This window comes from Shewanella sp. BF02_Schw (genome assembly GCF_014596695.2).
Classification (GTDB): Bacteria; Pseudomonadota; Gammaproteobacteria; order Enterobacterales; family Shewanellaceae; genus Shewanella.
In genome coordinates, this window is sequence record NZ_JABKAW020000006.1 from 14,769 (window position 1) to 27,150 (window position 12,382).

The 12,382-nt window shown below is 41.5% G+C and carries 9 protein-coding genes; all 9 read left to right on the forward strand.

What is annotated here, in order from left to right:
* Positions 1 to 177 precede the first annotated feature (177 nt).
* The 9 genes from HNW13_RS18855 (at position 178) to arsJ (ending at position 12,170) form a co-directional block, all read left to right on the forward strand.
* Positions 178 to 2,220 carry a TonB-dependent receptor gene (locus HNW13_RS18855; protein ID WP_192116249.1) on the forward strand — a complete coding sequence of 681 codons (2,043 nt, stop codon included), beginning with the start codon at positions 178 to 180 and terminating at the stop codon, positions 2,218 to 2,220.
* Between the two features lie 10 nt (positions 2,221 to 2,230).
* Entirely contained in the window at positions 2,231 to 2,764 is a 534-nt protein-coding gene (locus HNW13_RS18860) for a YfiR family protein (protein ID WP_192116248.1), read from the forward strand.
* Entirely contained in the window at positions 2,761 to 5,109 is a 2,349-nt protein-coding gene (locus tag HNW13_RS18865) for an ATP-binding protein (RefSeq protein WP_192116247.1), read from the forward strand. The genes HNW13_RS18860 and HNW13_RS18865 overlap by 4 nt, the downstream gene beginning before the upstream one ends.
* Positions 5,109 to 7,199, forward strand: coding sequence for an EAL domain-containing protein (locus tag HNW13_RS18870; RefSeq protein WP_192116246.1), 2,091 nt, complete (start codon positions 5,109 to 5,111; stop codon positions 7,197 to 7,199). The genes HNW13_RS18865 and HNW13_RS18870 overlap by 1 nt, the downstream gene beginning before the upstream one ends.
* Before the next feature lie 213 nt (positions 7,200 to 7,412).
* On the forward strand, positions 7,413 to 8,225 hold the full coding sequence (locus tag HNW13_RS18875; protein WP_192116245.1) for a metalloregulator ArsR/SmtB family transcription factor: 813 nt from the start codon (positions 7,413 to 7,415) through the stop codon (positions 8,223 to 8,225).
* 61 nt (positions 8,226 to 8,286) lie between these two features.
* The gene (gene arsB / locus HNW13_RS18880; protein WP_192116244.1) at positions 8,287 to 9,306 is read left to right on the forward strand and encodes an ACR3 family arsenite efflux transporter; all 1,020 of its coding nucleotides are present in this window, start codon (positions 8,287 to 8,289) and stop codon (positions 9,304 to 9,306) included.
* A 74-nt stretch (positions 9,307 to 9,380) separates the two neighbouring features.
* Positions 9,381 to 9,875 (forward strand): tyrosine-protein phosphatase, encoded by a 495-nt coding sequence (locus tag HNW13_RS18885; protein WP_192116243.1) that lies wholly within the window; start codon positions 9,381 to 9,383, stop codon positions 9,873 to 9,875.
* A 61-nt stretch (positions 9,876 to 9,936) separates the two neighbouring features.
* Positions 9,937 to 10,947, forward strand: a complete 1,011-nt coding sequence (locus HNW13_RS18890; RefSeq protein ID WP_192116242.1) for an ArsJ-associated glyceraldehyde-3-phosphate dehydrogenase — start codon at positions 9,937 to 9,939, stop codon at positions 10,945 to 10,947.
* 5 nt (positions 10,948 to 10,952) lie between these two features.
* Complete coding sequence (gene arsJ / locus HNW13_RS18895) at positions 10,953 to 12,170, forward strand: organoarsenical effux MFS transporter ArsJ (RefSeq protein ID WP_192116241.1); 1,218 nt, start codon at positions 10,953 to 10,955, stop codon at positions 12,168 to 12,170.
* Positions 12,171 to 12,382 lie beyond the last annotated feature (212 nt).

Below are 12,382 nucleotides of genomic sequence, written 5' to 3' on the forward strand. Positions count from 1 at the left end.
CAGAAGATCAAAATTGAGATATTTGACGATTCATTTTTGGTAGGTTGTTGATAAAATGTTAATGGATTTGCCATTGAACATACTTTAAACTTAATCGAATAAGTTGTTTGTGTGATTTAATTTTTTGAAAAATAAATTGGCATTGTTGTCTTTGGCTTGGTGAAGGAATTATTGAAAATGTTAAAGCTGAAAATGACTTTTTATTCTGCATTATTTGTTTTTTCTGCGAGTTCTACAGCTATAGCCGCTGATTCAGACTCTTTAGATCTCAGTCTACAAGAGTTAATGAATGTTGAAGTGACTTCTGTATCAAAACAAAAGCAGCCTCTATCCAATTCACCAGCAGCAATTTATGTTGTTACAAGCGAGAGTATTCGTCGCTCTGGTGCGACCTCAATTCCACAAGCGCTTCGCGATGTGCCAGGGCTGCATGTAGCGCAGATTGATTCACAAAAGTGGGCCATTGGAAGTCGTGGTTTTAATGGGCGCTACAATAACAAATTATTGGTTTTGATGGATGGCCGAACTCTTTATTCTCCAGCATTCTCCGGTGTCTATTGGGAAGTGCAAGACACGCTTATGGCTGACATTGAGCGTATCGAAGTCATCCGTGGTCCAAGTGCTGCTTTGTGGGGGGCGAATGCGGTTAATGGTGTGATTAACATTATCACTAAACACAGTGCCGACACATTAGGAGGCTATGGAGAGCTAGGTGCCGGAGATTATGAGCAAGGCTTTGCTGGTTTTCGTTATGGATCAACATTGTCTGACAAGGTCACGTCGAGAGTATATTTGAAAGGCCATGAAAGAGATTCGTTTGAGCTTGACCTAAATGATCTTGAGAGTGACTTACTGGTACCATTTGCCGATGCAGGCAAAGATAATAGCTGGCAGCATCTGCAATTAGGTGGGCGCATTGATATTCAGCTAGAGACAGACACAAGTCTCACGTTAAGCAGTGACTTTTACACATCTAAAATGCAGCAAGCACCTAATATTGCATCAACAGAAGCGCCGCTATATCGAAATTATTATACTGACGAAGTCAAAAGTGATGGTTTTAACTTGTTATCAAAGTACACCAAAGCATTATCGGCAACCTCTGAATATAGTGTGCAAACTTATTACGATTATGCCAACAGAGATGAAAATTTGTATGGTTTAAGCAGTGAAACCTTTGATGTTGATTTTCAGCATCAGCTAATTATTGGGCAAAATCATAATGTTGTTTGGGGATTAGGATACCGTTATATACAAGATGAGCTCGGATCCAGCCCTATTCTAGAAAGTAGTGAGGCTTCCTCGACAAATACTGATTTGTGGAGTGCGTTCATCAGTGACGAAATTATGCTAGTTAAAGACGAGTTGTGGCTTACTCTGGCTTCGCGTTTTGAACAAAATGACTATACAGGTTTTGAAGTTCAACCCAATATTCGTCTTAGGTGGCAGTTAGATACAAGAAACAGCGTATGGACTTCTATTGCTCGAGCAGTGCGAACCCCATCAAGATTAGAAAACAATATATCTGCAAATGCCCTTAATATACCGCCTTCTGACGTGGCCCCGCTGGTTAAGGTATGGGTGTCGGGTAACGACAACTTTGAATCTGAAGAAATGGTCTCATACGAGATAGGATATCGTTTTATTCCGGCAAGCCAATGGTCTTTTGATACTACCGTATTTTATAACGATTATGGCAAACTGCGCAGCGTGTCAGAGTCTGACAGTACAATTGATTTCAGTACATTTCCTAATTATATTTCGCAATATGTCTTATTTGGCAATAGTTTGGATGGATATAACTATGGGGTTGAATTATCTTCGCTGTGGGTTGCAACTCACTCACTTCAGTTAAGAGCCAATTACAGCTTTATCCAAAGCGAATTTGGTGGCAGTTTAAATCAGAATACTGATGCACCTGAGCATATGTTATCAACAATAATCGATTGGAATATTACCGATGATATAGATGTTAACTTCGTATGGCGTTTTATCGATAACAATAACGTGATAAGCCAAAACGGCACAAGTATGAAGACTATTCCTAGTTACCATAGTGTGGATATTGGGCTACGCTGGATGGTTACGCCGGATATCTCATTATCGGCGTTCGGGAAAAATTTGCTTCATCCTACCCACCTTGAATATGAAGGAGAAAGCTTACAATTCCCTTATCGGGTAGGGCCAAGTTACTTTGTTAAAGCGACGTTAAGCTTTTAAGGTCGCCACAATGAAAAAAGCTAATTTGAGTCGACAGATACTGTATTCATTATTGATTGTATTTGTGCTGCTTCCACGTTCATCAATAGCCCAGGACTCGTTTGATTTAAAAGCGGCGTTTACCTATAACTTTGCTAAATTTACTCAGTGGCCTGAATCGCGTCTCCATGAAAAATCGGCGTGGAAAATATGTTTTTTTGGTAATCAATATCGTGACAGTTTTATTGAATTGGCTAATAAAAAACTGGCCGGTCAATCCATTGCAGTCATTCAACTTTCAGAAACATGTGCAATCGCACAATGTGATGTGGTCTTCATTGATACCAACTCAAGAGATTTAACCCGTCGTTTGTTTTTGGCTGTCGATAATAAACCTATTTTAACGGTTTCGGATATCTCGGGGTTTGCAGTGCAAGGAGGCATGATTGAAATCATCGAGCAGGATAAACGATTATATTTCAATATTAATAGTAAGGTGTTAGAGGCATCAGGCTTAAACATCAGTTCACAGGTATTGAAATTAGCACTTGAGGTAAAGCGATGAAAATAATAAATTTTGCATCAATCCGAACAAAGTTGATTTTTTCAATGCTAGCGATCGCTATTATTGTCATTGTTATTATTTCTTCATCATTAATCACTAAACAATATGCCGTGACAAAAGAGAAGGCCGAACAAGGCTTGGCGGTGTTAAGTGATATTGTTGCGAGCAATAGCCTGTCAGCGGTTATTTTTAATGACCCAACATCAGCAGAAAAAACCTTATCTGCACTTATTGCTCAACCAGATATTATGCATGCGGCAATATATAACCCTACTGGGAGTCTATTTGCTACTTATCAGGGCAATAAGGCTTATCAAAGTAGTATTGATCAGCAAACGTTATTAAATATTATTTCTTCCAAGAAAAAACTGACGCAGTTTAATCAAGATGGCGTGCATTCATATACCCCACTAGTATTTGAAGGTGAGGTGGTGGGATTACTGCATATTACCGATAATATGAACGAATTCACCAAGCAACTAGACGACTATTTAGTACTTGTTTTATCCACCAGCATTTTTGCCATTTTTGCCAGCTTGTTGGTGATGTTTTGGTTGCAATCGTTATTCACCAAGCCACTTAATACCCTGTTAGAAGTGATAGAACATATCTCAAATAATAAAGACTATACGCAACGCGTAAACCTCAAGTCTAATGATGAATTCTCTCAGTTGGCGCACAGCTTTAATGTGATGATCGGCGAGGTTGATGCCCGAGGTAGACAATTAGAAACCATTAACCATGAATTAGAAAATCGAGTATCAGAGCGCACGTTTGAATTACAACAAACCCTTGAGATTGCCAAAAAAGCCAGCCAGGCCAAATCTGAGTTTTTAGCGGTAATGAGCCATGAAATTAGAACGCCACTCAATGGCATTGTTGGTTTTTCAGATCTACTGACCTCTTTTAAATTAAATAAAAATGTGTCCAACACGGTTCAAATGATCAACGACTCAGCACAAACATTGCTGGTGCTGTTGAATGAAGTGCTCGATTTTTCGAAAGCAGACGCCAATAAAATGGATTTAGACATTAAAGAATTTAATTTGCCCGATCTTGTCACTTCTGCATGCCATTCTCATAAAGTGTCGGCAGAGAAAAAGGGCCTTAATTTTGACGTGTTCATATCGCCATTGATCCACGAAAACTATTTGGGTGACTCCGTCAGAGTGCGACAAATTATTAATAACTTTGTCTCAAACGCTATAAAGTTTACACACCAAGGCGCTATTTCGGTACAGATAAGCGAGCACATGGAGGCTTCAGATACCTTTATTACGTTTACAGTTAAAGATACCGGTATTGGCATTGCGACAGCTAAACTAGAGAGTATTTTTACCCCCTTTATGCAGGCAGATAACTCTATTACCCGCGAGTTTGGCGGAACCGGCCTTGGTTTAGCCATTTGCCAACAACTCGTCGTATTGATGAATGGCCGTTACGGTGTAGAAAGCACCTTAAATGAAGGCAGCAACTTCTGGTTTAGCATTCCACTTGTACCACAAGACAACTCATTCATCGCTTCTCCTGCAGTAGTTGAACCGGATAAGAGTGTTCAGGCAACGTATCGATCAACAACCGTGCTTGTTGCTGAAGATAATGTGGTCAATCAGCTGGTGGTAAAGAGTCTGCTAGCGTCTTTGGGGCATCAGTGTGAAATTGTTAATAATGGCCAAGAAGCCATTGTCCGAGCCAGTGAGAAAAAGTTTGATTTAATCTTTATGGATTACCATATGCCAATAGCTGATGGAATAGTTGCAACTAAAGCAATCACTGACTTAGGTCAGAATGGTATTAATCATGAAACCCCTATCATCGCACTTACTGCAGATATCCAACCAAGTGTTAAAAGGCTATTCCGTAATGCTGGCGCTAAAGACACGTTGTTAAAACCTTTTACCCGCCAGAACCTATCTGAATGTATGAATAAATGGGTGTTTGAACCTGCGAGTCTTTCCGAGGTTGTCGAAGATACTCAGGACGAGGCGTCGTTAGTATTTGTTGATGGACCGCTTGATGACATTCAACAAATTTCGCCAGATGACTCGTACGATCTTGTTAACAGCATAGTGGATTTGTACTTACAAAATGCACCTGAGTTAATTAAAAATATTATAGAAGGCGTAGTCGACAATAATGCCGACCAAGTCTTTAAATCTGCACACTCTTTAAAGTCCAGTTCGGCCAATGTCGGGGCGATAAAAATTCAAATGTTAGCGAGCCAAATAGAGTTGTTTGCACGTTGTGGTGACTTGAGCGATGCCAATCATCTCGCAGACACATTATTGCCCGTGTTTGAACAAACTAAAGAGGCAATATTGCTAAAGTTAGCGAGGTTTGTTTAATGTTATTAAATACACTTCAAGATGTGGTGCTAATCGTTGATGATGACCCTGTCATTCGGATTCTGATGCGTCGAGCATTAAACCAGTCAGTGGGTAGTATTATTGAGGCGAGTAGTGGTGAAGAGGCGATACAGCTTTTTTCTGAGCACTCTCCAGATTTAATATTACTCGATGTGTCGATGGATAACATGGATGGTTTTGAATGCTGTTCAATGATCCGTTCATTACCTGAAGGGGATAATGTCGCCATTATTATGGTGACAGCACTAGATCAGCCGCAAGATATTCAAAAGGCCTTTGATGTAGGTGCAACAGACTTCATGACTAAACCGGTTAAGTGGCCGCTGCTGAGTCACCGCATTCACTATGTGCTGAAAGCTAATAAAACAATCAAAGAGTTAACTAAGAGTAAAAACAAACTCGCCAGAGCACAAAGTATTGCTCACTTGGGCTCGTGGGAATGGAACTTCAAATCCAGTAAGTTAGACTGCTCTGATGAGGTGTATCGCATGCTGGGTATGCAACCTCAAGAGATTGATATTACGTTCTCCAAATTGTTAGAAATCATCCACCCAGATGACCGAGAATTCTTAAAGCTAACCGTTAAAACAGCCTTAAAAACCAGGCAGTCGTATGATATTGAATATCGTGTGTTACATGGTAGTGGAGAGGTGATTACCCTGCATGATAGAACCGATATCACTTACGATTTTGGCGAACCACGGATTAATGGCACTTTGCATGATATTTCTAGTCGGAAAAAGTCAGAGCAAGAAATCGCGTATTATGCCTATTACGATACCTTAACGGACCTGCCGAACAGACGTAAGTTTTTGTTGCAGTTGGACTCTGCGATTGCTCTAGCTAAGCGTCACACAACCAAATTAGCATTGTTGTTCATTGATTTAGATCATTTCAAAAGAATAAACGATACGTTGGGGCATAAAGCGGGAGATGAATTGTTATGCGAAGCAGCCACACGTATTAAAAACTCGGTACGCATGTCAGATGAGCTCAGTGTGGGGAGTCGGGGAGATTATGAAAATGAACACCTTGCCCGTTTGGGCGGGGACGAATTCACCCTACTTTTATGTGAACTAGAAGTGTTCGATAATGTAGCGGTTATTGCTCAGCGAGTGCTAGATGCACTCTCTAAGCCCTATATTATTCAGGGACAGCAAACGTTTATTTCAGCCAGCATAGGTATTTCGTTTTATCCTGATGACGGCGCTACCGGCGATATTTTGTTGCAGCATGCAGACACAGCCATGTACGAAGTGAAAAATAACGGCAAAAACGGTTATCAATTGTTTTCTCATGATATGCATAAGTCGTTAATGGATCGGCTTCAAATAGAAGCTGAACTACGTGAAGCGGTAAGATTAGGCAATCAACTTATGTTGTATTATCAGCCACAAGTTGACTCTGTGAATGGCAATATTATTGGGTACGAAGCATTGCTACGTTGGAATCATCCAACAAGAGGCTTGTTAGCGCCGATAGATTTTCTCGCGATTGCTGAAAGTAGCGGCTTGATTATTCCTATTGGAGAATGGGCTTTGCTTGAAGCTTGTAACAAAGCGAAGAAAATACACATTGCAGATGCGAATTTTCAGCGCATGGCTGTTAATCTATCGGCATTGCAATTCAACCATGCAAATATTTTTGACCACGTTAAGAGTGCACTTGTTGAAACCGGCTTACCACCAAGCTTACTCGAGCTTGAAATTACAGAATCAGCCATCATCAGTAACGTCGATGAGGCGATTGCCTTGCTGTTTATGTTAAAAAAACTAGGTGTGAAGTTAGCCATTGATGATTTTGGAACCGGCTACTCTTCATTAAATTACTTAAAGAGCTTTCCCATTGATACATTGAAAATAGATAAGTCGTTTGTAGATGGCATTGTGAGTAATCAAAAAGATGCAGCTATTGCTCGCACAATTGTGCAGTTAGCACTTAATTTAGAGCTCAGTACGATAGCTGAAGGAGTCGAATTCATAGAGCAGCATGAGTTACTTAAGGCTATGGGGTGTACTAATTTACAAGGTTATTTGTATAGTAAACCCTTACCTTCGGAAATGGTTTGATTGTTATGTAATAGGCTCTCCAAATTGACCATTAACGTAAATTGGTGGCAGTAAAAAGGGCATATTTAAATGAGCGCGCCAAGACGCTTTTAATATCATTAATCCTTTAAGCCGATCAATTCATATTGAGTCGGTTTTTTTGTATCTCTACTTGTATATGTAAATAATCATATATAAACTTAGTCGTATGTTTTTACTTCTTGTTTATCCGTTATGAAAAAGAAAACAGTGTTGTTTCTCTGTACTGGCAATTCGGCGCGTTCGCAAATGGCCGAGGCGTTGTTACGCAATAAAGCTGCAAACCAATTTGACGTGTTTAGTGCCGGTACATCACCCGAGCATATTGATAGCAGGGCAATAGAGGCGATTGCTCGTTTTGGTATTGATGCTAGCGATTTAGTGTCTAAACATCTGCATACTTTTGCGGGCAAACACTTCGATTACGTCATTACCCTCTGTGATAAAGCCAATAATGAGTGTCGTAGTTATCCCGGCGCGGCTAAGCAACTGGCGTGGGACTTTCCTGATCCTAAAAATCGTGCCGGTGACCAGCCATTTTTTTCGACTTTACGTGACATTAATAACCGCCTGACAATGTTTTTGTTAGTAGAGCAACAGGCTACAGAGCCAATGTCGCTAGAGATTCAAACCTCATTGAGCACCTCTGACTTCTCCAAAGTAGACCCTATCGCGTTTTATAAATGCCTAACCGATGACATTCGCCTAAAAAGCTTAATGCTGACCCATTACCACGGTGAATTGTGTGTGTGCGAGCTGATGGAAGCGCTGAATGAAGAAAGCCAACCAAAAGTCTCGCGCAATTTAGCCTTGTTAAAAAAGGCTGCGATTATTAGCGACAGAAAACACGGTCAGTGGGTGTTTTATCGCATCAACCCTAACTTACCTCTATGGGCCAAATCAGTAATAGCAGAAACCACTGAAAACAATCTTGGGTTGATTATGTCGTCATTACAGCAATTAGACATTATGCAAAATAGGCCTAATAAAGTGAGCTTTTGTCGTTAGTTTGATGTTGTAAAAGTTTTCATTAATATTTTGAGTTTCCCCTGTTGTTTGGAGTCTTGCTATGGGAATGTTTGAACGATTTTTATCGGTATGGGTTGGTTTAAGTATGTTGGCCGGAGTGCTGTTAGGTTTATGGCAGCCCGAGGTGTTTCAGGTTATCGCTAACGTTGAAATCGCCCACGTTAACTTGGTTGTTGCGTTATTTATCTGGGTGATGATTTACCCAATGATGGTACAAATTGATTTTTCGGCAATGAAAGATGTTGGTAAAAACCCTAAGGGATTACTGCTAACCATTGTCATCAATTGGTTAATTAAACCCTTTACCATGGCGGCATTAGGATGGCTGTTTTTTAAGGTGTTGTTTGCCGACTTGGTCGACCCCGCATCTGCACAAGAATATATCGCAGGGATGATTTTACTTGGGGTAGCACCATGTACCGCAATGGTGTTCGTGTGGTCGCAATTAACCAAAGGTGATGCGAACTACACCTTGGTACAAGTGTCGGTTAATGACGTCATTATGATTTTTGCCTTTGCGCCAATTACTGCATTATTACTGGGCGTAAGCGATATTCAGGTGCCATGGGAAACCTTGCTTATATCGGTATTATTGTATGTGTTGTTACCGCTATTAGCCGGTGTGACCACGCGTTACTTGCTTAATCGCCGCCATGGATTATCCGCAGTTAACTCATTTTTGGCCAATTTAAAACCATGGTCGATTATCGGTTTACTGGCCACTGTGGTGTTGCTGTTTGGTTTTCAAGCTGAAGTGATTGTGTCAGATCCGCAAACCATTGGCTTAATTGCCATACCACTAGTGATTCAAACGTACGGTATTTTTATTATTGCGTACATAGCAGCTAAATGGCTGAAATTAGCCCATAACATTGCCGCCCCAGCTTGTTTAATTGGTACATCTAACTTTTTCGAGCTAGCTGTCGCCGTGGCGATATCGTTATTTGGGCTGCACTCAGGAGCCGCGTTGGCTACGGTTGTCGGGGTATTAGTTGAAGTGCCGGTGATGCTATCGCTGGTGGCCATTATCAATCGGACTCAACATTGGTTTAACCATTAATGAAGTCAGTTTGTTAATTCGGCTTTGTGAATCAATTTATGAAAATGTTTTGAAGTTACTTTTTGGAGTTAACCATGCAACCTCATCCTTATGATGTTTTAGCGTTAGATAATGGCGCCAAGCTGATTTTTACCCCGTGCCCTGGTACCAAAGATGAAGCATTAGCTGCATCAGTTGCCACATTGAAGGCGGCGGGTGCAAAAATGCTAATCACCTTGATGTTCGATGATGAAATAGTGCGAAATGAAGCGGAGAGTTTACCCGCTGAATGTACCACACAGGCCATTAGCTGGGTGCAATTGCCCATTGCTGACGATGCCGCGCCAGGGCAAGGATTTGAAACCCAGTGGTTAGCCCATAAAGTCCAGATTATTGAATTGTTGAATAACCAAGGCACTATTGCCGTGCATTGCAAAGGTGGTTCGGGCCGCACGGGATTAGTGATTGGTCTGATATTAGTCAGTTTAGGCTGGCCTAAAGATAAAGTGATTAATGCCGTGCAAGCCTTGCGACCCAAGGCGCTGGCTCATCCGGTTCAGCGTGAATATTTTGATGCATTTAATGGTTAGCATGTAGTGACTAACCATTGAAACGATAACTTAACAATGAGAGCAAGCTTAGGACACCATTATGACGATAAAAATAGGCATTAACGGTTTCGGCCGTATGGGACGTTTATCAATGCGCGCGGCGTATGATTGGGACGATGTAGACATTGTGCACATTAACGATCCTGCTGGCGATGCAGCTACGCTGGCGCACTTAATGACCTTTGATTCAGTCCATGGTCGTTGGCATCATGAGGCGACCCATAATGGTGATGCCATTGTGATTAACGGTAAAGCCATTCCTTGCAGCCGTAATGTCGCTACCCAAGACACTGACTGGTCAAAATGTGATGTGGTGATTGAGGCCTCTGGCAAGATAAAAACCAAAGCCTTGCTACAAGTTTACTTAGATCAAGGTGTAAAACGGGTTGTGGTGACTGCGCCAGTAAAAGAAGACGGCGTGCTCAATATTGTAATGGGCGTTAACGATGATTTATATGACAAAGCCATCCATCCCATCGTGACGGCAGCATCGTGTACCACCAACTGTTTAGCACCAGTAGTAAAAGTGATTCATGAAAAGATAGGTATTAAGCATGGCTCAATGACTACGATCCACGATATTACCAATACTCAAACTATTCTGGATGCCCCGCATCAAGACTTACGCCGCGCCCGTGCGTGTGGCATTAGTTTGATACCCACTACCACGGGTTCGGCTACCGCGATTACCCATATTTTCCCAGAGCTAAAAGGTAAGTTAAATGGTCATGCGATACGGGTGCCGTTAGCTAATGCGTCACTCACCGATTGCGTATTTGAAGTGGCTCGTGGAACAACGGTTGAAGAAGTAAACCAACTATTGAAGCAAGCTGCTGATAAAGAACTGAAAGGCATTATGGGCTATGAAGAACGCCCATTAGTGTCGGTTGATTATAAAACCGACCCGCGCTCAAGCATTATCGATGCGTTGTCGACCATGGTGGTGAATGACACCCAAGTGAAACTGTATGTGTGGTACGACAACGAGTGGGGATACGCTAATCGTACCGCTGAGCTCGCACGTAAAGTCGGCTTAGCAGATAAGGAATAAGCTTCATGGGGCTGGATACATTGCGTACCTTATCACCATCGATAAAACAGTACTTATTGATTACCGGTAATTACTGGGCATTTACCTTAACCGATGGCGCTTTGCGTATGCTGGTGGTGTTGTATTTTCACCAATTGGGTTACAGCCCGTTAAATATTGCGATGTTGTTTTTGTTTTATGAGATTTTTGGTGTTGTGACTAATCTTGTTGGTGGTTGGTTAGGCGCACGGCTTGGCCTAAATAACACTATGAATATTGGCTTAGGCCTGCAAATAGTGGCACTAGCTATGCTAACTGTACCTGCTGACATGCTAACCGTCATGTACGTTATGGCTGCTCAGGCGCTGTCGGGCATCGCCAAAGATTTGAATAAAATGAGCGCCAAAAGTGCCATTAAAACCTTAGTGCCAGCAGATGCAGAAGGTAAGCTTTACCAATGGGTTGCGTTGTTAACGGGCTCTAAAAATGCCTTAAAAGGAGTGGGATTCTTTTTAGGTGGTGTGTTACTCACAGGCCTAGGGTTTACAGGCGCCATTATTTTAATGGCCACGTTATTAGGCATTGTATGGTTATGTAGTTTAGTGACCTTAAAAGATGATTTAGGCAAAGCGAAAAACAAACCCAAATTCAAAGATATTTTTTCTAAAAGTCAGTCGATTAACATCCTTTCGGCGGCGCGGATGTTTTTGTTTGGCGCCAGAGATGTATGGTTTGTGGTGGCATTACCGGTATTTTTAGCCACAACTTTTGGCTGGGATCATTGGTGGGTTGGTAGCTTTATGGCTAGCTGGGTGATTGGTTATGGTGTGGTGCAATCCATTGCACCTTATTTCACCGGTAAACGACAGGGAAAAGTGCCGAGCGGCCGAGCTGCTTTTACATGGGCAACTTATTTACTACTCATTCCTGCCGCAATTGCAGTCGCACTACATGCCGATTTTTATGTGCTAGAAAGTGTCGTCATCGGTTTATTAATGTTTGGCGCGGTGTTTGCGATTAACTCATCACTGCATAGCTACTTAATTGTTAGCTATGCTGGCAGTGATGGCGTGTCACTGGATGTGGGCTTTTACTATATGGCCAATGCCATGGGAAGGTTGATTGGAACGATACTGTCAGGTTGGGTCTATCAAGCCTATGGCTTAGAAGCTTGTTTATGGATATCGAGTGGTTTTATAGCTCTTGCTGCCTTAATTTCACTTAAGTTGCCTCATAAAAGGTAAGCCATTACAGCCGCTAGATGCATTTTTGTTTACACATCGATATTTCGTTATCTAACCGTGATAGCCTGAAACTCTTACCGTATCATCGGTAAAAATTGCCTGCTCATCTATGGCTTTCTCATTATTGACTTTCTTGCTTTAAATTTTAAAACCATAAAAATCATGGTCTTATGGCTTTTTTTAAAAGTTGGCATGATGCTGGCTTTAACTAA